The 19,630-nt window shown below is 63.8% G+C and carries 22 protein-coding genes; 4 read left to right on the top strand and 18 right to left on the bottom strand.

Going from position 1 to position 19,630, the window contains the following annotated elements:
• Positions 1-39: 39 nt before the first annotated feature.
• Genes FKM97_RS00090 through blh form a run of 5 tightly spaced genes read right to left on the bottom strand, consistent with a single transcriptional unit; the run spans position 40 to position 3,287 of the window.
• The gene (locus FKM97_RS00090; RefSeq protein ID WP_281290051.1) at positions 40-810 is read right to left on the bottom strand and encodes a sulfite exporter TauE/SafE family protein; all 771 of its coding nucleotides are present in this window, start codon (positions 808-810) and stop codon (positions 40-42) included.
• Positions 807-1,247 (bottom strand): DUF6691 family protein, encoded by a 441-nt coding sequence (locus FKM97_RS00095; protein ID WP_143957113.1) that lies wholly within the window; start codon positions 1,245-1,247, stop codon positions 807-809. Before FKM97_RS00095 ends, FKM97_RS00090 begins: the two co-directional genes overlap by 4 nt.
• Entirely contained in the window at positions 1,244-1,654 is a 411-nt protein-coding gene (locus FKM97_RS00100) for a YeeE/YedE family protein (RefSeq protein WP_143957114.1), read from the bottom strand. The genes FKM97_RS00095 and FKM97_RS00100 overlap by 4 nt, the downstream gene beginning before the upstream one ends.
• Positions 1,655-1,656: 2 nt before the next feature.
• Complete coding sequence (bigR, locus tag FKM97_RS00105; protein ID WP_143957115.1) at positions 1,657-1,998, bottom strand: sulfite-sensing transcriptional repressor BigR; 342 nt, start codon at positions 1,996-1,998, stop codon at positions 1,657-1,659.
• Positions 1,992-3,287, bottom strand: coding sequence for a bifunctional sulfur transferase/dioxygenase Blh (blh, locus tag FKM97_RS00110; protein ID WP_143957116.1), 1,296 nt, complete (start codon positions 3,285-3,287; stop codon positions 1,992-1,994). Before blh ends, bigR begins: the two co-directional genes overlap by 7 nt.
• Positions 3,288-3,490: 203 nt before the next feature.
• Between blh and FKM97_RS00115 the strand changes: the two genes are divergently transcribed.
• From FKM97_RS00115 to FKM97_RS00130, 4 genes are read left to right on the top strand one after another with little or no spacing between them, the layout of a single operon-like run.
• Positions 3,491-4,396 carry a metal ABC transporter substrate-binding protein gene (locus tag FKM97_RS00115; protein ID WP_143957117.1) on the top strand — a complete coding sequence of 302 codons (906 nt, stop codon included), beginning with the start codon at positions 3,491-3,493 and terminating at the stop codon, positions 4,394-4,396.
• Positions 4,393-5,295: a manganese/iron ABC transporter ATP-binding protein gene (locus FKM97_RS00120; RefSeq protein ID WP_143957118.1), complete on the top strand. Its 903-nt coding sequence runs from the start codon at positions 4,393-4,395 to the stop codon at positions 5,293-5,295. Before FKM97_RS00115 ends, FKM97_RS00120 begins: the two co-directional genes overlap by 4 nt.
• Positions 5,295-6,152 (top strand): metal ABC transporter permease, encoded by an 858-nt coding sequence (locus tag FKM97_RS00125; RefSeq protein WP_170240663.1) that lies wholly within the window; start codon positions 5,295-5,297, stop codon positions 6,150-6,152. Before FKM97_RS00120 ends, FKM97_RS00125 begins: the two co-directional genes overlap by 1 nt.
• On the top strand, positions 6,152-6,994 hold the full coding sequence (locus FKM97_RS00130) for a metal ABC transporter permease (RefSeq protein WP_143957825.1): 843 nt from the start codon (positions 6,152-6,154) through the stop codon (positions 6,992-6,994). The genes FKM97_RS00125 and FKM97_RS00130 overlap by 1 nt, the downstream gene beginning before the upstream one ends.
• 16 nt (positions 6,995-7,010) lie before the next feature.
• Here the strand turns inward: FKM97_RS00130 and FKM97_RS00135 are convergent, their stop codons facing one another.
• Genes FKM97_RS00135 through FKM97_RS00195 form a run of 13 tightly spaced genes read right to left on the bottom strand, consistent with a single transcriptional unit; the run spans position 7,011 to position 19,501 of the window.
• A complete protein-coding gene (locus FKM97_RS00135) occupies positions 7,011-7,901 on the bottom strand; it encodes a DMT family transporter (protein ID WP_143957120.1) in 891 nt (296 codons plus the stop codon).
• A gap of 30 nt (positions 7,902-7,931) precedes the next feature.
• Positions 7,932-9,110: a CaiB/BaiF CoA transferase family protein gene (locus FKM97_RS00140; RefSeq protein ID WP_205014622.1), complete on the bottom strand. Its 1,179-nt coding sequence runs from the start codon at positions 9,108-9,110 to the stop codon at positions 7,932-7,934.
• A gap of 51 nt (positions 9,111-9,161) precedes the next feature.
• Positions 9,162-10,145 (bottom strand): ornithine cyclodeaminase family protein, encoded by a 984-nt coding sequence (locus tag FKM97_RS00145; protein ID WP_143957122.1) that lies wholly within the window; start codon positions 10,143-10,145, stop codon positions 9,162-9,164.
• A complete protein-coding gene (locus FKM97_RS00150) occupies positions 10,142-10,570 on the bottom strand; it encodes a Zn-ribbon domain-containing OB-fold protein (protein WP_143957123.1) in 429 nt (142 codons plus the stop codon). The genes FKM97_RS00145 and FKM97_RS00150 overlap by 4 nt, the downstream gene beginning before the upstream one ends.
• Complete coding sequence (locus FKM97_RS00155) at positions 10,567-11,733, bottom strand: thiolase family protein (protein WP_143957124.1); 1,167 nt, start codon at positions 11,731-11,733, stop codon at positions 10,567-10,569. The genes FKM97_RS00150 and FKM97_RS00155 overlap by 4 nt, the downstream gene beginning before the upstream one ends.
• The gene (locus FKM97_RS00160; RefSeq protein WP_143957125.1) at positions 11,733-12,962 is read right to left on the bottom strand and encodes a CaiB/BaiF CoA transferase family protein; all 1,230 of its coding nucleotides are present in this window, start codon (positions 12,960-12,962) and stop codon (positions 11,733-11,735) included. The genes FKM97_RS00155 and FKM97_RS00160 overlap by 1 nt, the downstream gene beginning before the upstream one ends.
• An 8-nt stretch (positions 12,963-12,970) precedes the next feature.
• On the bottom strand, positions 12,971-13,978 hold the full coding sequence (locus tag FKM97_RS00165; RefSeq protein ID WP_143957126.1) for a proline racemase family protein: 1,008 nt from the start codon (positions 13,976-13,978) through the stop codon (positions 12,971-12,973).
• Between the two features lie 14 nt (positions 13,979-13,992).
• Positions 13,993-14,796 (bottom strand): ABC transporter permease, encoded by an 804-nt coding sequence (locus FKM97_RS00170; protein WP_143957127.1) that lies wholly within the window; start codon positions 14,794-14,796, stop codon positions 13,993-13,995.
• A 3-nt stretch (positions 14,797-14,799) separates the two neighbouring features.
• On the bottom strand, positions 14,800-15,651 hold the full coding sequence (locus FKM97_RS00175; RefSeq protein ID WP_143957128.1) for an ABC transporter permease: 852 nt from the start codon (positions 15,649-15,651) through the stop codon (positions 14,800-14,802).
• Positions 15,651-15,983, bottom strand: a complete 333-nt coding sequence (locus FKM97_RS00180; protein ID WP_143957129.1) for a DUF4387 domain-containing protein — start codon at positions 15,981-15,983, stop codon at positions 15,651-15,653. Before FKM97_RS00180 ends, FKM97_RS00175 begins: the two co-directional genes overlap by 1 nt.
• The gene (locus tag FKM97_RS00185; RefSeq protein WP_143957130.1) at positions 15,983-17,332 is read right to left on the bottom strand and encodes an acyclic terpene utilization AtuA family protein; all 1,350 of its coding nucleotides are present in this window, start codon (positions 17,330-17,332) and stop codon (positions 15,983-15,985) included. Before FKM97_RS00185 ends, FKM97_RS00180 begins: the two co-directional genes overlap by 1 nt.
• A gap of 27 nt (positions 17,333-17,359) precedes the next feature.
• Complete coding sequence (locus FKM97_RS00190; protein WP_246104875.1) at positions 17,360-18,424, bottom strand: ABC transporter ATP-binding protein; 1,065 nt, start codon at positions 18,422-18,424, stop codon at positions 17,360-17,362.
• A 24-nt stretch (positions 18,425-18,448) separates the two neighbouring features.
• Positions 18,449-19,501 (bottom strand): ABC transporter substrate-binding protein, encoded by a 1,053-nt coding sequence (locus FKM97_RS00195; protein WP_205014624.1) that lies wholly within the window; start codon positions 19,499-19,501, stop codon positions 18,449-18,451.
• Between the last annotated feature and the right edge of the window lie 129 nt (positions 19,502-19,630).

Below are 19,630 nucleotides of genomic sequence, written 5' to 3' on the forward strand. Positions count from 1 at the left end.
AAGAGCCCTGTCCTCGAAAGCGGCGCGGTGGACGTCTCGTCAGAAAGGGACGCTCTGCCAGAGAATGTAGAAGGCCGCTGTAAACACCACCCCAGCAAAGATGCGGGTGAGTGCAGTTCGGTGGCTGGACAGCCTCGCCGAAAGGAGCATCCCCGACAGTCCCCCGACGAGCCCGCCTCCGATGAATTCCGCAGCCAGCACCCAGTCGATCAGCCCCGAAGCTGCATAATTGAGCGCCGTGGCGAGGCCGAAGGCCGAGACCGCGAGCAGCGACGATCCCACGGCGCTGATCATCGGCATCCCCGTAGCGGCCATGAGCGCGGGAACGATCAGGAACCCCCCGCCGATTCCAAAGAACCCGGATGCCGCCCCGACGCCCAGCGCCGCCACCCCGGTCGTCACGCACATCTTCAGATCCACGGGGCGAGGCGCGGCGCGTGTCACCCTGCGAGGCCTGAGCATCAACCCTCCGACCACCAGCATGATGAGACCGAACAGGAAGAGCAGTCGCTCCCCGTCCATGGCTTTGCCGAGGCTCGAGCCGAAAACTGCACCGACCGTTCCCACGAGCGCGAAAACGAACGCACACCGCCACCAGACATGCCCCCTCACGCCGTGCCCGGCGAAGTTGGCGAGCGCGTTGATGGACACGGCAAGGGCGCTGGTGCCGATCGCCACATGCGGGTTGGCGACCCCCACGACATAGAGCAGCAGCGGAGTGGCGAGAATCGAGCCGCCGCCCCCGAGCAGTCCAAGCATGAAGCCCACGACCGCCCCTGATCCGACCGCTGTGGCAAGATCTCCGATCAAGCCGCTCTCTTCGCGATGAAAGTGTCGTGCAGCAGCATGCCGCTGATCATGGCGATCACGAAGACCACCGAGGGCCACAGGCCCAGTGAGAGCGAGGCGACGGCCGGGCCTGGGCAGAAGCCGCCGAGCCCCCATCCCAGTCCGAAGAGGATTGAGCCCAGGACCAAGGGGCGGTCGATTTTGGTGTTCGTCGGCACGTGGAAGGACTGATCGAGCACCGGATGCTGCAACCTGCCCATCAGCCGCACGCCGAGAAACGCGACGACCACGGCCCCACCCAGCACGAAGCCGAGGCTCGGGTCCCAGCGGCCGTCGGGAATGCTGCCGAGGTCGAGAAACCCTTGCACCCGGGTGGGGTCCATCATGCCCGAGAGAGCAAGCCCGAAGCCGAAGATTAATCCCGCCAACAGCGCTACGATGATCCGGCCCGCCTTCATGCTCCGACTCCCCGGATCACGGCAACGGCCAGGATGGCTGCGGCCAGAAAGCTGGCGACGGCCACGAACGAGCGCGGCGACAGTCGTGCCAGGCCGAGCACCCCATGGCCGCTGGTGCAGCCCGACCCCATGCGTGTACCGAAACCGACAAGCAGGCCCGCCAGGATGAGCAGGGGCCATGAAGCGGTGATGGTCACGGCCGGCCATGCCCCGAAAGCCAGGAGATAAAGGACGGGACCCAGCACGAGACCGAGGACGAAGGCGCCGTTGGAAGCGATGTCCGCCCCCTGCGCCAGCCGCCCCACGATACCGCTGATTCCAGCGATCCGCCCATTGATGAGCAGCAGCACCGCTGCCGACAGGCCGATCAGCATGCCGCCGATAAGGGAGGGCCAGTAAGCGGCCATGGCTAGTCTCCGTCCTTGCAGAAGATCTCGTAAAGGGCCTCGATCAGCGCCGCCGCCTTCTTTTCGCTCAGCCGGTAGAAGATCTGTTTGCCCTCCCGCCGCGTCTCCACGATGTCGGCGACGCGCAGCACGGTCAGTTGCGCCGACAGCGTTGGCTGATGAATCGAGAGCTTATCCTCCAAAGCGCCGACCGAATATTCGCCTTCTGCGAGAGTGCAGGCGAGCATCAGTCGCACCGGATGGGCCAGTGTCTTCAGCAAGACCGCCACGTCGCCCGCCCGCCGGGCCATCTCGCCACGTGTCAGCTCCGGTGTCGCGGCCACAGCGTGCATACCTTTCACCATGGCGAGCCCGAAAGAGCATTCAGCGGAAACTTCAGGTACCGCTGACCATTGTCCTCGGGCTCAGGCAGCCGGCCTCCCATGATGTTCACTTGGAGCGCGTGCAGAATGAGCTTCGGCATCGCAAGCGTTTTGTCGCGCGCTTCACGGAGTGTGATGAAACCCGCTTCGTCGATCCCGGCGAGATGCGGATTGGTGCGCCGTTCTTCGCCGACGGTGCTCTCCCATCGCGGATGGCGTCCGCCGGGCTGATAGTCATGTCCCGTGAACACCCTCGTGGTGTCCGGCAGGCTGAGTATGCCTTGGATGGAGTGCCAGAGCACGCGTGCGCTGCCGCCGGGAAAGTCTGCGCGCGCGCTTCCGCTGTCGGGCATGAAGATCGTGTCGTGCACGAAGGCGGCATCCCCGATCACATAGGTGATGGACGCCAGCGTGTGGCCCGGCGAGAAGATGACCCGCGCATCGATGGAACCGACCTTGAACGGTTCGCCATGAGAGAACAGCCGGTCCCACTGGGATCCGTCCGTTCGCAGCGTTGGCCAGTTGTAGATGCCCTGCCAGAGCTTTTGCACCTCGACCACGTGGTCGCCGATCGCCATGGGCGCACCGGTTTTTTGCTTGAGGTAATGCGCCGCCGAAAAGTGATCCGCATGGGGATGTGTATCCAGGATCCACTCGACCTCGAGGCCCTCGCTCTTCACATAGCTGAGAATGGCATCCGCGCTCACTGTGCCCGTGGCGCCCGATTTCTCGTCGAAGTCGAGAACCGGATCGATGATCGCGCACTTCTGCGTCTCGGGATCGGACACGACATACTGAATGCTCGACGTCCGCGGATCGAAGAAACCCTTCACGCGCGGGCGCTGGCTGTTCCACGTCCTGAGCCAGTCCGAGGCCGCGGCTAGGTCGATGCCGTGAGCGCGCCCGAAACCCTGCACCTCCTCGGCCCCCATCCGCCCATCCAGAACCTCGCCCAGGACGAAGAGCATCAGCGAGCGCTTGCCGGACTGGCAATGGGCGATCACCGGCCCGCCCGCCTTGCGAAGGGCGGACTGGAAACCGCGAATGTCCGCTTCGGTGATGCTCGAGCCTGTGACGGGAACGAAGCTGTAGCTCAGCCCTGCCTTCTTGGCTGCGTCCATCTCGGCCTCGTTGCCGGGCTGTGAGGGATGCTCTCCATCAGGACGATTGTTGATGATTGCCGCGAAGCCGTCCTTCGCGAAACCGCCGAAATCGCCAAGCTGCGGCTGCCCGCTCACGACCAGTCTCTCGTCGACCCTCACTGCACTCATCCGAAGCCCTCCCAATCAATATACATTATATTATAATGAAAATTATTCCTCGCAAGGGACAGATTGCCTCGCTGACACGTTTCTTTTCCTGTGGTGGTTGACCTGGGTCCAAAGGCCACTAGATCAGTTTAAAATGAGAACGATTTGCATTTGCAAGACGCCTATGCAAATCTGTGCCGGTGCTCAACGACAGGGACAAGGAAATGTTGGATCGACTCCTCCGCCCGCTTTTCGCCGCTACGCTGATCATCCTGTCTCTGGGTGTTCTGCCGTCCGGCGCAGAAGCTCAGGCCAAGTTCAAGGCGGTGACCACCTTCACCGTGATCGCCGACATGGCGAAGAACGTGGCGGGCGATGTGGCGATCGTGGAGTCGATCACTCGGCCGGGCGCCGAGATCCACAACTACCAGCCGACGCCGGGCGACATCCTCAAGGCGCAGGATGCCCAGCTCATCCTCTGGAACGGTCTCAACCTGGAGCTCTGGTTCGAGAAGTTTTTCCGCAATCTCAAGGACGTTCCCAGCGTTGTGATTTCCGACGGGATCGAACCCATGGGCATCGCCGAAGGCCCCTACACGGGCAAGCCCAATCCCCATGCCTGGATGTCGCCGAACGCCGCTCTGGTCTATGTCGACAATATCCGCGACGCGTTCGTGAAATACGATCCGCAGAACGCGAAGACCTACGAGGCCAACGCCGAGGCCTATAAGAAGCAGATCACCGAGGCCATCCAGCCGATCCGCCAGGAGTTGGAGGCGATCCCCGAGGAACGCCGTTGGCTCGTCACCAGCGAAGGGGCCTTCAGCTACCTCGCCCGCGATTTCGGCCTCAAGGAGCTTTATCTCTGGCCGATCAACGCCGACCAGCAGGGCACCCCGAAACAGGTGCGCAAGGTCATCGAGAAGATCCGCGCCAACAAGATCGGCGTGGTCTTCAGCGAGAGCACGATCTCCCCCAATCCCGCCAAGCAGGTGGCGCGCGAGACCGGCGCCCGCTACGGCGGCGTCCTCTATGTCGACAGTCTCAGCGAGGCCGACGGTCCGGTCCCGACCTATATCGATTTGCTCCGCGTCACGTCTGACACCATCGCGAAGGGGCTCGCGCAATGAATGCCCCCTTCTCCACCGCCGCGTTGCCCATCGATCGAGAAGCGGAGCAGGGTCTTTGTGTGAGGGACGTCACCGTCACCTATCGCAATGGTCACACGGCCCTGCGCAACGCCAGCTTTGAGATCCCCACCGGCACCATCACCGCCCTGGTCGGCGTCAATGGCAGCGGCAAGTCCACATTGTTCAAGGCGATCATGGGCTTTGTGAAGGCCTCCAAGGGCTCGATCTCGATCCTCGGCCGGCCGGTCCGCGAGGCCTTGCGGCAAAGCATCGTGGCCTATGTCCCGCAAAGCGAGGATGTCGACTGGAATTTTCCGGTCAGCGTCGAGGATGTCGTGATGATGGGTCGCTATGGCCGCATGAATTTCATGCGCATCGCCAAGGCCAGCGACCATGCGGCAGTCGCGGCCGCCCTGGCCCGCGTCGGCATGAGCGACTACCGCTCGCGCCAGATCGGCGAACTTTCGGGCGGCCAGAAAAAGCGGGTCTTCCTCGCCCGCGCCCTGGCCCAGGAAGGTCGGGTCATCCTCCTGGATGAGCCCTTCACCGGTGTCGATGTCAACACCGAGGAGGCCATCATCCGCTTGCTCGGATCCCTGCGGGACGAGGGCCGGGTGATGCTCGTCTCCACCCACAACCTCGGCAGCGTCCCGGATTTCTGCGACCGGACCGTCCTGCTGAAGGGCACCGTCATCGACTACGGCCTGACCGCCGACGTCTTTACTCGTGAGAATTTGGAAAAGACTTTCGGCGGCGTCTTGCGTCACTTCACCCTGGATGAAGCGGTGGCGGGACAGCCCCGCGCTGTCGGTGTCATTACCGATGATGAGCGACCCTTCGTCGTCTTTGGCAATCACGCCGTGCCTGAGGCCGTCGACGAAGACGCGGACCGCCGCTGATGGACTATCTCCTCGAACCCTTCGGCTACGGCTACATGGTGAACGCCATGTGGGTCAGCGCGATGGTGGGCGGCGTCTGCGCCTTTCTCTCGGCCTATCTGATGCTGAAGGGCTGGTCCCTGATCGGCGACGCTCTCTCCCATGCCATCGTGCCCGGCGTCGCCGGTGCCTTTATGCTGGGTCTGCCATTCTCCCTGGGGGCCTTCTTCTCGGGCGCGCTCGCGGCTGGGGCCATGCTATTCCTCAATCAGCGCACCAAGCTCCGCGAGGATGCGATCATCGGCCTGATCTTCACCTCCTTCTTCGGTCTCGGCCTCTTCATGGTCTCCCTCTCGCCCACCTCCGTGAACATCCAGACCATCGTCCTGGGCAACATCCTCGCCATTACCCCTGAGGACACCCTGCAGCTTGCCATCATCGGCTGCGTCTCACTGGCCATATTGTTCGTCAAATGGAAGGACCTGATGGTCACCTTCTTTGATGAGAGCCACGCCCGCTCCATCGGGCTCAACACCACTCTCCTGAAGGTCCTGTTCTTCACCCTGCTCTCCGCCTGCACGGTGGCGGCCCTCCAGACCGTGGGCGCCTTCCTCGTCATCGCCATGGTGGTGACGCCCGGCGCCACCGCCTATCTGCTGACTGATCGCTTCCAGCGTCTCCTGGTCCTCAGCATCGCCATCGGCGCCCTCACCAGTTTCATCGGCGCCTATATCAGCTATTTTCTCGACGGCGCCACCGGCGGCATCATCGTGACGCTGCAGACGCTGGTCTTCCTGACCGCGTTCGTTTTTGCGCCGAAGCATGGCATGCTCGCCTCCCGGCTGAAGGCCGCCCGCGCCCTGGAGGCGGCACAGTGATGGATCTCTTTGCGGCACTTCTGCGCCCCTTCGAGTTCGAGTTCATGCGCAATGCGCTGATGATCTCGGTTCTCGTGGCGCTCCCCACCGCCCTCCTCTCGTGCTTCCTCGTCTTGAAGGGCTGGTCCCTGATGGGCGATGCCATTTCCCACGCGGTGCTCCCGGGAGTGGTCCTCGCCTACATCCTGGGCATCCCCCTCGCCATCGGCGCCTTTGCCGCCGGCATGACCTGCGCGCTCGCCACTGGCTTCTTGAAGGAGAACAGCCGCATCAAGCAGGACACCGTGATGGGCGTCGTCTTCTCCGGCATGTTCGGCATCGGCATCGTGCTCTACACCAAGATCGAAACCGAGGTGCATCTGGATCATATCCTGTTCGGCGATATGCTCGGCGTCGGCTGGCAGGATATTCTGGAGACCGCCGTCATCGCCGCCATAACCGCCGGCATCATCCTCTTCAAATGGCGCGACCTCCTGCTTCATGCATTCGATCCGGTCCAGGCGAAGGCGGTGGGGCTGAGGGTCCGGCTCCTGCATTATAGCCTCTTGTGCCTCCTCTCGCTCACCATCGTCGGCGCCTTGAAGGCCGTCGGCATCATCCTCGTCATCGCCATGCTGATTTCGCCCGGCGCCATCGCCTTCCTGCTGACGCGCACCTTTGGGGGCATGCTGACGCTGGCGGTCGCCCTGGCCGTGGGATCGTCCTTCCTCGGCGTCTATCTCAGCTTCTTCATCGACAGTGCCCCCGCCCCCACCATCGTGCTCCTGATGGCCGTCTGCTTCATCGCGGCCTTCCTCTATTCCACCGGCAAGGCCGCCCGGGCGTCAGCCCAGGAGATCTGAGACGATCCGCGGGCCTTCACCGCTTTAGCAGAAAGGCCATCGCCCCGCTGGCGATGATCAGCCCCGAGCCGACCACGGTCCACAGATCGGGAACCGAACTGAAGAAGACATATCCGAGGATCCCGTTGCTCACGATCTGCAAATAGAAGAACGGCGCCAGCAGCGAGGCATCCGCCAGCCGTGCCGCCTGGATCACCAGATAATGCCCGATGGTGCTGGAGAGCCCCACCCCGAACCCGAGCAGCGCCTGGTCCCACGACAGCGGCACCCACAGAAACGGCAGGGGCGCGGACAGGATGACCAGTCCCACCAGCGCCGTGCACAGCAGGGTGATCACCGGGCCATCCTGCTTGGCGATGCTCCAGGTGGCGATGGCGCCGAAGGCAAAGCTCAAGGCGGCGGCCAGGGGGAAGACGATCGCCGGGTCGAACGCCGCCGTTCCCGGCCGGATGACCACCAGCACTCCCGCCAATCCCAGGAGGACCACCCCCCATCGCGGCAGGCTGATCGTCTCTCTCAGGATCAGCCCGGCCAGCAGGGTGATGAACACCGGTGACACGAAATTCGTCGCCGCCGCTACGGCGATCGGCAGATGCGCGAGACCCGCCGCATAAAGGAAGGTCGAGGCCGACATCATCACGCCGCGCCCGATCTGCAGCGGCAGCGCCCGCGGCCGCACGACGCTGCCGCGGCGCTGGGCGAGGGCCAGGACGATCAGCAATGCGGAGAAACTGGCATAGCGGAGCCAGGCGACCTCCAGCACCGGAAGGCTGCCGGTAAGCTGCTTGGTCAGGATATCCGAACCGGTGAACGTCACGGCGGCGACGCAGACGAGGGCAATCGCCGCGCCGGATGATCCGAGCAGGCGCGACAGGGCCCCTTCGCCCGGAACCTTGCCGCTTGTCACGGTGGCTATCCTCCAGGGCCGGGCCCGGTGTTAGATTACGCCGGCCGCGCGAAAGGAGGCGATCTCGGTTTCCGAATAACCATACTCGGCCAGCACCGAGGGACCATCCGCCCCCTTCTCCGGTGCAGGTCGCTCCTCATGCGCCTCAAGCGACGCCATGCGGATGGGCGCCGCCGTGAAGCGGGCGCTGCCCACCTCCACGAACATCTTGCGCGCCGCCAGCTGCGCATCCTCCGCACTGTCCGCGATGGAGTTCAGCGGTCCCGCCGGGACGTCCGCCTCTTCGAACAGGGCGAGCCACTCGGCCCGCGGCCGCTTCCCCAGCGCCTCCGCCAGGATCTGCTCCAGCGCCGGATGGTTGGCGGTCCGCGCCGTCCCATCGGCGAAGCGTGGATCCTCCGGCAGGTCGTGCAGCGCCAGCACTCGGCACAGCGCCCGCCATTGCTGGTCGGTGTCGCAGCAGATCACCAGCGGGGCATCCTCGGCCATGAAGGCTTGGAACGGCGTCACCAGCGGGTGCCGTGAGCCGATCCGTTGCGGCACCTGCCCTGTGTTGAGGAAGCGCGAAAAGGCATTCTCCAGGATGGCAACCTGGGCATCGAGCATGGAAACGTCCACCAATGTGCCGCGTCCCGTCCGGCTGCGCTCCTGCAGGGCCGCGAGGATGCCGACCGCGCCGAACAGGCTCGCGGTGATGTCCCCGATCGAGGCGCCCACCCGAACGGGCCCGCCTCCTGGCTCCCCGGTGATGCTCATCATGCCGGACATGGCCTGGATCACGGCATCGAAGGCGGGCCGGGTTCGATACGGACCGGTCTGGCCGAACCCTGAGATCGAGGCGAAGATCAGCCGCTCGTTCAGCGCCCTCAGGTCTTCGAAGCCGAGGCCGAGGCGATCCATGACGCCCGGCCTGTTGTTCTCAACCAGGATATCGGCGCTGCTCGCCATGTGCCGGAAGATGTCCTTGCCCTGACCTGTCTTGAGATCGAGGCCAACGCTGCGCTTGTTGCGGTTGACGCTGCCGAAATAGAGGCTCTGCCCCTCATGGAAGGGAGCGATGCTCCGGGTCATGTCGCCCCGCTGCGGATGCTCGATCTTGATGACGTTGGCTCCCAGCGCGCCCAGCAGCCATGTGCAATACGGACCCGACAGCATGTGGGTGACGTCGATCACCGTGAGCCCCGCCAGGGGTCCATTCGCCTCAGCCATCAAGCGACTCCGATCGAGAATGTGATGCCACCGTTCACGCGGAATTCTCCTCTAGATGGGCAGCTCCAGCCCGACGCCCTTCGCTTTGGCCGCTCTGTAGACACACAGCGCGGTTGCGGCGTCCTCGAGGGCGATCCCCAGATTGAGTGCTGCGATCCGCTCCTCGCGTCCGCGCCGGCCCGGCTCCGTCCCGGCCACCACGGCCGCCAACTCGCGCGCCGTCGCGGGGACGCCTGAGAAATAACCAAACTCCCGCGTATGATCGAGCTGGTCGAGATCGTCCGAAAAGACCTGCGCGAAGGCACCGAATGCCGCGGGCTCCCAATAGCAGTCATAATCGAGCGTCACGACCGTTGCACCGGGATCCACCCACGCGATCTTCGCGCTCCTCGGGGCATCCGGAACGATCGGCCCGCAGGTGACGATGAGCTGTGCCCCGGCCATCGCCTCCTGAGCACCGCCGCAGCAGATGACGTCGAGCCCCTCATGCCGTGCCGTCATTTCGCGACGATAGCGCTCCATGGCCGCCGCTTCGATGTCGAAGCATCGAACCGTGCGCAGCGACGGGAAGACCAGCCGAAAAGCCTCGAGATTGCTGCGCCCCTGCACGCCGCAGCCCATGATCCCCAGAACTGCAGGCGAGGGATTGGCGAGAGCGCGGGCCGCAACGGCCGTCGCTGCAGCGGTCCGCTGTCCCGTGGTCCAGGTGGAATCCATGATGGCCATGGGCAGCCCGGTCGCCATGTCGTTGAGAATGAGCTGTCCGGTAATATAGGGCTGCCCGTTCAGGTGATTGTCTGGCGAACCGCTCTGCCACTTGCAGACCGTGGTCCCGAGACCCGCCAATTGTCCGCTCATCGCCGAGAAGAACCGCCGCGGCCCCGCGGGAATCCAGTGCTTGGGCGGAAGCAGTGTCTGACCCTTCGCCTTCTCCAGGAAGGCCTCCGTCACCGCGTCGATGATCTCGGACATGGGCAGGTTGAGCTGCTCCAGATCGGCCCGCGAGAGATAGAGCAGATGGTGAGGCCGGCTCATGCTGTGCTCTTTTCCGCGAGAACGAAGACTGGGAGCGGATAGCGCCGGGCAATCTCTGCGCTCGGCACCTCCACCGCGTCGCCGGAGGCAACCTGGTCGCGATTGTCGCCGACGATCCGAGCCAGCAGCGTAGCGCCCTCCACGAGCGCGATTTCTGCAAGCACGATCGGCGTCTCGTCGTTGAAGGCGGGATCGTTCGGCCGCGCGATCGAACTATATGACACGACGTGCCCGCGGCCCTCGGCGACCACCTCTTCCAGCTCGGTGGACCATGTCTCCGGATCCATCGGCCGCGGATAGAAGAACGGCTTTCCGCCCCGCGCCTTCTGCAGCAGGATTTTGCCGTCCTCCCGCCAACGCCGCAGGAAGGCGGCATTGTCCTGGTCTTCCCGCGGCTGCGGATAAGGTGCTTTTTCCGAACTCATTCTGCGGTCTCCAGCACGACGGCGGATGTGGAAAGGCCATGGCCGTAGCCGACCATTCCATAGCCGGACACCACGCCCCGGCACGCGCCCGGGGTCTGGAACGCCCCGGCTTCTCCGCGCAATTGGCGCACCGCCTCCACCAGTCCGATCATCCCGCCGGCAGCGCCGGCCTGTCCGCAGGACAGCTGGCCGCCATTGGTATTCACCGGGAACGACCCGTCGAACTGCATGGTCCGTTCCGCCAGGAAGCGGCTGACCTCGCCCTTGGCGCAGAAGCCCAGGTCTTCGAGCTGGATGGCCACCATGATCGGGTAGTCGTCATAGGCCTGCACGAACTGCATGTCTGCCGGCCCAAACCCGGCATCACCCCACAGCCGGTCCCGGAACAGCTCCCATCCTCCGCGCAGCGGAGCGATCTCCCCCGCCGGATGATTGTGCCGCTCATAGCCCGACAACACCTTCACCGCCTTGCCCCGGGGCGCCCGGTCCAGGGCGCCGACCACGACCGCTTCCGCACCCGGGCACGGCAGAACGCAGTCGTAAAGCCGGATCGGATCGGCGATGATCCGCGCATTCATGTAGTCTTCGATGCTCAGCGGCCCGCGCAGCAGCGCGTTCTCGTTCAGCCGGGCGCTCGCCCGCTGCCCCACGGCGATGCGCCCGAGATCCTCCCGCCGCGTCCCATAGGTCTCCATGTGCTTGCGCTGGATGATGCCGAACAGGCCGTTCGCGCCGCCGAAGCCGTTCGGGGTGCCGTAATTGATCAGCGCCTTGTTGAAATAGTCCATCAGCTTGAAATGGCCGCCGACGTCGTAATTGTCCGCCGCCAGGCACAGGACGGTCTTCGCGTCGCCCGCTTCCACCGCCCGGATCGCATTGATCACCGAGGCCACGGGTCCCGCCCCGCCGGCGGTCCCGAGATAGGCCCAGGACACGCTGATCCCGAATTGCTCGGCGAGTGTCACGGCATTGTCCGGCGGCAGCTCGAACGAGCACACGGCGATCCCGTCGATGTCGTTCTTCGTAAGGCCCGCCGAGGCCAATGCCCGCCGCGCCGCATCCGCCAGCAGCGCGATCAGGGTGCTGTCGCTCTTCTTCTTGTACACGGTCTCGCCGTAACCCAGGATCCCGATCGACTGCGCGGCGATTGAGGAGACGGCCATCAGATGATCCCCGCTTTGACCAGCGACTGGCGCTCGGCCGCGTTGAGCCCGAGCATTTCGCCGAACACCTCGTCATTGTGGAAGCCGGAATCTCGGCCGGTCCATCGGATCTGTCCCGGCGTGTCGCTGAGCCGTGGAACGGGTGCGGGCATCCGCATCGCCCCCAGCGTCTCGTCGAACAGCGTCGCGACCGCTTCCCGCGCCACCACATGGGGATGCGTCAGCACCTGTGAAATGTCGTGGATGACGCCGGCCACCACCTGATGCGACTCGAGAATGTCGACCGCGACATCCGTCGGCTGGAGGCGCATCCAATCCGCGACGATCCCGTCGATCGCATCCCGGTGCACCACCCGCTGCGCCATGGAGGTGAATCGCGCATCCGTCTTCAGCTCCGGTCGCCCCATCGCATCCGCCAGATTGTCGAAGATCCGCTGCGACCCGCAGCTGATCGCGATATGCCCGCCATCCGCCGTTGCATAGATATTGCGCGGCACGTCCTCTTCCATCTGGTTGCCGATGCGCGGCTTTCCGGCCCCGGTCTGGTCGTATCGGACCACCACCGACTCGATGATCCGCAACAGCGGCTCATAGAGGCTCACATCCACCACCTGCCCCAGGCCCGTGTGGCTTCGGTTGTGCAGCGCCACCATGGCTCCATAGGCTCCGAACAGCCCCGCCAGGTAATCTCCGAGCGGGAACGCTGAAACCATCGGCCCGCGGTCCGGAAAGCCAGTGAAGGATGCCAGGCCGCTGAAGCCTTCCGCCACCGTGGCGTAGCCGCCGCGCTCGCGATAGGGTCCGCTTTGGCCGAAGCCCGAGACCCGGACCCAAACCGTGCGGGGCATGCTCTCCCGCAGCACGGCAGGATCGAAGCCCCAGCGCTCCAGCGTGCCCGGCTTGAAGTTTTCAATGACGATGTCGCTGCGGGCGATCAGCTGCATTGCCACCTCGCGACCCTCGGGCTTCGAGATGTCCAATGTCACGAGCCTTTTGCCGCGGGATGTCGTCTTCCACCATAGCGGCTGGCCGTCCTTGTGGGGTGGCCACTCCCGCAAGGCATCCGGCTTCCCCGGCTTTTCGACCTTGATCACGTCGGCCCCGAAATCGGCCAGCATGCTGCCGACGAAGGGCCCGGCCAGCATGGAACCCAGTTCCAGGACCTTGATATCCGCCAGGGCTCCTGGCACCGGGGCCTTCGGTCTGACGTCTTCCGCAGCGTCGGTCATCGCTGGCCTCAACCGATCCGGAAGCCGCTTCCCAGCGGATCTTCGGGGTCGATGATGAACTGGTGCAGGCCCGTCATCCAGGCTGAACCGCTGATTTCCGGCACCCAGGCGTCATACTCGCCGACCTTCGTCTTCGACAGCATGCGGCCTCCGAACAATGAGCCGGTAATGCCCTCCGACACGATCGCCTCATCCTCTTTCATGAGGCCGTGGCTGATCATGATCGTCATCATGTGCGAAGTTCCGGTACCGCCCGGCGAACGGTCGAACGAGCCGTCCGAGAACACGTGGATGTTCTTGTAGAGCGCACCCGGTGCCCGCCCCGGTCCCCAGATGGTCACCAGGTCGACGGATTTGATATGGTCGAGCGTCGGGTGCTGCACTTTCATTTGCGCATTCACCGCGTGTCGGATGGCGAGCCCCGCCTTCACCAGCTTCTCGGTGTTCTCCGGCCCCACCTCGATCCCCAGGTTTTTGCCCTGGACGCCGGCGAAGAAGCTGCCGCCGAAGGCGATGTCGACCGGGACCGTGCCATAGCCCGGAACGTCGATCTGATTGTCGCGGCTATGCAGGAAGGCCGGAACATTGACCATGGCGGTCCTGACCGCGCGGCCGTTCTCGATGGTCACATGGGCTTCCACCAGGCCCGCCGGCATGTCGATTTTGATCTTCGTCACCGGCTCCGTCACCGGCACGAGGCCCGCTTCCACGCAGACGATGCCGATGCCGATCGTCCCATGGCCGCACATGTTGAGATAGCTGCCGTCGTGATCCACCCAGATGATGCCGAAATCGACTTCGGGCCGCGTCGCAGGCGCCATGACGGCCCCGAACATGCCCCGATGGCCGCGCGGCTCGCACATCAACGCGGAGCGCAGATGATCGAGATTGTTGCGCATGTAGTCGCGCTGCTCCAGCAGCGTCCGGCCCTTCAGCGGAATGCCGCTGACGATCAGCCGCGTAGGCTCGCCGCCCGTATGGGAATCGATGGTGGAAATGACGTGCTTGCTTCTCATGGGGTCAATCCTCGCTAGTTGGTTGCGGCCCGATCGATGCCGATGACGCGGTCGAGCGCGACGACGACGATGATGGCGACATAGATGGTAGTGGCGGATACGGCGGCGATCATTGGATCGACGTTGTATTGGATGTAGTTGAACAGCTTCACCGGGATGGGCATGAGGCTGGCGGTCGTGTTGAACATGCTGAGCTCGACATTGATCCAGGAGATGATGATCGCGAACAGCGAGCCCGCGATGATCCCCGGCTTGATCAGCGGCAGGGTGATCAGGAAGAAGGTGCTCACCGCCGACGCACCCAGGTCCTGCGCCGCTTCTTCGAGCGAATTGTTGAAGCCGGCGAGCGACGCCAGCGTCGTCCTCACGATATACGGGATGACCAGCACCACATGGCCCACATAGAGGACCCAGAAGGTGCGGGCGATCCCCGTCGACGTTCCGAACTGCAGCAGGGCCGCCCCGATCACGATCGGCGGCAGGATCAGAGGCGAGAGGAACAGGGCGGCAAGCGCTCTCGATCCCTTGAACTGTGCCCGGGTGAGCACCAGCGCCACTGGGACCCCCAGCACCACGGCCGTAGCCGTCGCCGAGACGGCGAGCCACCCGCTCAGCGCGAGCGAGTCGAGATAGGACCGATCCCCCAGGAACTGCGCATACCACTTGAGTGAGAAGCCCGCCGGCGGAAACTGCAGGAAGGCGCTGGCGGTGAATGATGTGCTGACGATGATCACCAGCGGCAGCGCCAGGAACAGGATGGTGATCCAGGCTGAAGCCGACAGGAGCATTTGGCCGAGGCTGGGCGCTCTCCGTTCCATGGTCTAACCTCTCGCCGCGCTGGGCTTTGAGCCCCGGTCGAGCACCAGCATGTAGAACACGACCAGGATGAGCGTGGTGACGAGCAGCACCACCGAGAGCGCGGCCCCGAGTTCGAAATTGAGGATCGCTCCATATTGCTGGAAGATCAGCATCGACATGACCAGCTCACGCCCGCCGCTCAGGATGCTCGGCGTCACATAGGCGCTCACCGTGAGGGTGAAGATGATCAGCGATCCAGCCACGACACCCGGCAGGCTCAGGGGAAAAGTCACCTTGAGAAAGGCGGTCCAGGCGTTGCAGCCCAGGTCGCGCGCGGCGTCTTCGAGGCTCTTGTCGATGTTCTGCAGCACGCTGGCGATGGTCAGCACCATGAACGGCAGCATGATGTAGACGAGGCCGAGGATGATGCTGAACTGTCCATAGAGCAGCGCGATGGGCCGGTCGATGATCCCCGCGCCCACCAGCGTGTCGTTGATCAGCCCTTTCCGTCCGAGGAGCACGATCCATCCGAACGCGCGCACGATGTTGCTGGTGAACAGCGGCGTGATGATCACGATATACATCAGCCGCCTGACCCAGCGGCTCTCGATCCGCCGCACGATGTAATAGGCCAGGGGATAGCCGATGATGAAGCAGCACACCGTCACCCAGAGGGACAGCCGAAAGGTGTCGAACAACGTCGCCCAGTAATAGCCCTCGCCGAAGATCTTGGCGTAATTGTCGGCCGCCCAGGCGCCGTCCTGTGTCTGGAAGCTCTGGATGACGATGAGGATGAACGGCACGATGAAGAAGGCGAGCAGAAAGGTCACCGGCGCGCAAAGCAGTGCAAGGACCCATTTGCGCGACAGCTGCATTATTTGTCCTCGAGCGTGATGGCCAGCCCCATCAGCGGCACATGCTGCTGGCAGCCATACATGTCGCTTTCACCGAAGGCCCCTTGCGCCTTTCGCTTGAGCGTCACTTTGATGGCATTCGCCATGTCGACGGCGAACAGCGAGGAGATCCTCTCCTCCGGTATGCCATAGGCCCCGGCGACCGAGGCCTCGGTCACCGACTTGCTGTCCCGAACGCGGCGATAGGTCTCCGCGTCGTCGAACAGGATGTCGAGAGTGATCCTGTACGGGCCGGCATTCTTGCTGCGGATAATGGCCGCGAGATCCTGAAGGGGAACGGTACGGGTCGGCATCAGAGGTCCTCGATCTCGACGGGGAACAGCTCCATGGGCGAAGCTGTCTTCATCAGATGATAGGCGGAGAACTCGTAGACGGCGCCGCCGTCGAGCTCCGATGGCGAATACGGAAACGCGAGATTGCCCGAGGTGTTGAACTGCCCGGGATGGTGCCGGTGCAGCAGCTTGCCGCTGAGATGGTGGCAGGCGCCATGGGCGGTGGCCTGGTCTGCTGCGAGCACGTCCATGACCAGGCCGATCTCCGTCGACTGCATGTTCCGCTTTGGCTCCAGCTCCTGCATGACGCCGTCCCGGCCATAGACATGGAAGGTGATCTTCAGGTCCGGCCGGCCGAAATAATCCAGCGTCTCCTGCCGTGATCCCGTCAGCAGATGGTCCAGATGCGCGATCGTGGTCGGACACCGGATGCCGGCCACCGAGATGCTGCGGAACCCGAGGCGACGTGCCCCTTCGAGCTTCACCCAATACTCGGGTGTCATCGTCGCCCGGGCGCCCGAGACCTTTACGCGGCGATCGCCGTCGGCGACGAATTTGCAGGCGGAAAGATCGAGTTCATGGCCGGGGCCGCCTTGCTGGAACGGGTTCTCGCGCTCATAGAGCGAATGCGCCGCGACCGACTTCACCGACGCCCGACGCTCCAGGGAGCCGGGCTCCAGGACGAAGTGGTCGTCATGCACCTCGCCCATCATCACGTCCATGGCGAACGGCTCGGCGGAAAAGGCGCCGCATTCCAGGATTTTTCCCATATGGATGGAAAGCGCCAGGTCGGCCCCGCGCCACACGGGGAAAGCGGCGATCGTCGAGTCGTCGCAGGCCCGTCCCGCGATGATGACGTCCGCGCCCTCGTCGAGCGCCTTGCAGATCGGCTCGTGACCCATCTGCGCCACGAGCGCGTTCGTGTCCTGGAGGTCGGCCTCCGTCAGCGGCGTCTCCGCTTCGAAGTCTTGGACTTCGCCGTTCCGGACGGCCCGTTTCGCCCGCTCGATGGGAATGTCCGAATAGATGGCGCCAAGCCGGAATTTCAGCCCTGTCTCCCGGGCGATCTCCCTGACGATGTCCAGCGTCCAGTCCACATGGGCGCCGGTCCCGGCACCGCCCGCGCTCCCGACGATCAGCGGAATCTTTGCCCGCCGGCTCGCCTCGATCAGATCCGTCAATTCCCGCTTCATGGCGAAACGGGACACCAGCGGCTCGCCGGCTCCCAGATAATGCGGGCCGGGATCGGTCGAGCCCGCATCCACCGCGATGACGTGAGGGGACAGCGACATGCCTCGCTTCAAGGCTTCGGCGCCAAAGCCATAGCCGAGAGTGCCGGTGGGCGTGAGGACGGTGATGGGTGCGGTCATAGGGGTGTCCGTTGCTTCAGTCTCAAATTAGGCATCGAGGACTCGGCCGCGATCGCGCTGCCAATGGATGGTCAGCCGATGGCCGGGCTCCAGGGACGCTCGCTCTTCGAACTTTGAAGGCTGGAAGACCAGCGGCTGGTCACCCCCGAAATCCGCATGGATCCGAGTTGCTCCGCCGAGAAACACCCGCTCGAGGACCGTGACGTCCAGTCCGACATGGTTCTCGTCTGGTGCGGGCCCCACCTCGATATCCTCGGGCCGGATCATCACGACCTTCTTCGCACTTCCGTTCGCCGTGTAGGGCAGCACGTCTGTTGTACCGTCGAGCCGCAATCCGTCTGTCGCGTTTGTGGCGTTGAGCAGGTTGGCCTCCCCGATGAAGGACGCGACGAAACGGCTGTTCGGAGCGCGATAGATGTCTTCTCCCGAGCCGGTCTGGATGATCAGCCCTTCATTCATGACCGCGATCCGGTTGGCCATGACCAGCGCTTCCTCTTGGTCATGCGTGACGAAGATGAACGTGATGCCCAGTCGTGCCTGTAAATGCTTCAACTCGAGCTGCATTCGCTTCCGCAGCTGCAGGTCGAGGGCCCCGAAGGGCTCGTCCAGCAACAGCACCCGCGGCTTGTTGATCACCGCCCTGGCGAGGGCGACCCGCTGCTGCTGGCCGCCGGAAAGTTCGTTGGGGAAGCGCTCCTCGAACCCGCTCAGTCCCACGAGTTCGAGCGTTGCTTTGACCTCCCGCTCGATCTCGGCCGCGTCCTGGCCGCGACGCTTCGGCCCGAAAGCCACGTTCCGCCCCACATTCAGATGCGGGAACAGCGCGTAGTTCTGGAAGACCGTGTTCACCGGCCGCTTGTTCGGCGGCAAGCCCATCATCGGCGTGCCGTCGATGGTGATGCTTCCCTCGCTGGGGTCGATGAAACCCGCGATGAGCCGAAGCAGCGTTGTCTTTCCGCAGCCGCTGGGACCGAGCAAGGCGACGAACTCGCCTTGCCCGATTTCCATGGAGATGCCCTTGAGCGCGGCAAAGGTTCCGTAGCGCTTGACCACGTTGTCCACGCGGATCAAGCAGTCGGAGGAGGCGGACACGATGGGGCGCTCCTTAATCCGCGATCACTTGCGCGCGATTTCCTTGTTCCAGATATCGGTAATCGCCTGGCGCTTGGCGTTGATGGCTGGCCAGTCGATCCGGGCAAGATCGGCAATGGTCCCATCGCCCCAGGGCATCCGGGACTTCGCCTTTTCCGAAAGCTCGACTCCCTTGGTGGCCGGGCCGACATAGAGCTTTTCCGACAGGCATTTGGCCTGCTCTTTGCCGATGGCGAAATCGACCAGCTTCTCTGCAGCCTCTGTCTTCTTCGTCCCCTCGACGATGTGCACGCGGATATCGCCGCTGGGCGCACCCTCCTTGGGCGGAGAATAGGAGATCGGCAGTCCCTTGTCGGCCAGCGACCAGGCGGCACTGGCATAATGCCCGCCGACGATCACTTCGCCGCTCTGAAAGCTGTTCGTCGCAGCACCCGAGCTATCGAAATAGGAGGAAACCTTCCACTCTTTGTACTTGTCGATGGCCGGTTTGAAATTGTCGAGGTCGCCCCCCGCCAGCTTGTTGATATGCACGAAGAGCGGCACGCCCATGGCGTTGGCCGGGCTCGGCACCGTGGAAGCGCCGTCGAATTCGGGCTTCGAGAGATCCCACCAGGAGGTCGGTGCCGGCTTGACGTCTTCGGTGTTGTAGACCAGGCCGAGCGAATAGAAGCCGGTCGACAGACCGTAGACCTTGCCGTCCTTGGACTTGTAGACGCCTTCCGTCTCCATGTTTGCCATGTTGGGGATCTTCGCAGGATCCAAGGTCGCGACGACCCCTTCCTCTCCGGCGAGCTCTGAGACACCGCCGTCGATCCATGCGACGTCGATCGCTGGATTACCCTTTTGTTGGCGCAGCTTGGCGAGCGTCACCGTGGATGTCCCTGGGTCCGGCGTCACGGTGATCCCGGTGGCCGCCGTGAAGGGCTGCAGGATGCACTGGGTAATGCCTTCGCCCCATTCGCCGCCATAGACGGCAACGGTCAGTGCTTCTTGAGCGGTACTCGGCTGTAGGAAAGTAACGGCGCTGGCGAGCAGCGTAGCAGCAAACACAGTTCTTTTTTGTAGGACTCTCATCATTAAGTCTCCCTGTCCCCGGCTCAACGGAAAGTTCCAATCCGACCAGTCTGTTGTTGACCTCTATTCCTGTCAAATGACAAGTTTTCGGTTTACTATTCCCTGGGGTTATTCCGCTTGGGGAGGCGGCAT

Source organism: Rhodoligotrophos appendicifer (assembly GCF_007474605.1).
Classification (GTDB): Bacteria; Pseudomonadota; Alphaproteobacteria; order Rhizobiales; family Im1; genus Rhodoligotrophos; species Rhodoligotrophos appendicifer.

Excerpts from the sequence above, each read along its gene's own strand:
- FKM97_RS00095 (WP_143957113.1), bottom strand. The coding sequence starts at position 1,247 with ATGAAGGCGGGCCGGATCATCGTAGCGCTGTTGGCGGGATTAATCTTC.
- blh (WP_143957116.1), bottom strand. The coding sequence starts at position 3,287 with ATGAGTGCAGTGAGGGTCGACGAGAGACTGGTCGTGAGCGGGCAGCCG.
- FKM97_RS00165 (WP_143957126.1), bottom strand. The coding sequence starts at position 13,978 with ATGAGAAGCAAGCACGTCATTTCCACCATCGATTCCCATACGGGCGGC.
- bigR (WP_143957115.1), bottom strand. The coding sequence starts at position 1,998 with ATGGTGAAAGGTATGCACGCTGTGGCCGCGACACCGGAGCTGACACGT.
- FKM97_RS00175 (WP_143957128.1), bottom strand. The coding sequence starts at position 15,651 with ATGCAGCTGTCGCGCAAATGGGTCCTTGCACTGCTTTGCGCGCCGGTG.
- FKM97_RS00115 (WP_143957117.1), top strand. The coding sequence starts at position 3,491 with ATGTTGGATCGACTCCTCCGCCCGCTTTTCGCCGCTACGCTGATCATC.
- FKM97_RS00195 (WP_205014624.1), bottom strand. The coding sequence starts at position 19,501 with ATGATGAGAGTCCTACAAAAAAGAACTGTGTTTGCTGCTACGCTGCTC.
- FKM97_RS00180 (WP_143957129.1), bottom strand. The coding sequence starts at position 15,983 with ATGCCGACCCGTACCGTTCCCCTTCAGGATCTCGCGGCCATTATCCGC.
- FKM97_RS00120 (WP_143957118.1), top strand. The coding sequence starts at position 4,393 with ATGAATGCCCCCTTCTCCACCGCCGCGTTGCCCATCGATCGAGAAGCG.
- FKM97_RS00150 (WP_143957123.1), bottom strand. The coding sequence starts at position 10,570 with ATGAGTTCGGAAAAAGCACCTTATCCGCAGCCGCGGGAAGACCAGGAC.
- FKM97_RS00185 (WP_143957130.1), bottom strand. The coding sequence starts at position 17,332 with ATGACCGCACCCATCACCGTCCTCACGCCCACCGGCACTCTCGGCTAT.
- FKM97_RS00140 (WP_205014622.1), bottom strand. The coding sequence starts at position 9,110 with ATGGCTGAGGCGAATGGACCCCTGGCGGGGCTCACGGTGATCGACGTC.
- FKM97_RS00155 (WP_143957124.1), bottom strand. The coding sequence starts at position 11,733 with ATGGCCGTCTCCTCAATCGCCGCGCAGTCGATCGGGATCCTGGGTTAC.
- FKM97_RS00160 (WP_143957125.1), bottom strand. The coding sequence starts at position 12,962 with ATGACCGACGCTGCGGAAGACGTCAGACCGAAGGCCCCGGTGCCAGGA.
- FKM97_RS00170 (WP_143957127.1), bottom strand. The coding sequence starts at position 14,796 with ATGGAACGGAGAGCGCCCAGCCTCGGCCAAATGCTCCTGTCGGCTTCA.
- FKM97_RS00125 (WP_170240663.1), top strand. The coding sequence starts at position 5,295 with ATGGACTATCTCCTCGAACCCTTCGGCTACGGCTACATGGTGAACGCC.
- FKM97_RS00130 (WP_143957825.1), top strand. The coding sequence starts at position 6,152 with ATGGATCTCTTTGCGGCACTTCTGCGCCCCTTCGAGTTCGAGTTCATG.
- FKM97_RS00100 (WP_143957114.1), bottom strand. The coding sequence starts at position 1,654 with ATGGCCGCTTACTGGCCCTCCCTTATCGGCGGCATGCTGATCGGCCTG.
- FKM97_RS00145 (WP_143957122.1), bottom strand. The coding sequence starts at position 10,145 with ATGAGCCGGCCTCACCATCTGCTCTATCTCTCGCGGGCCGATCTGGAG.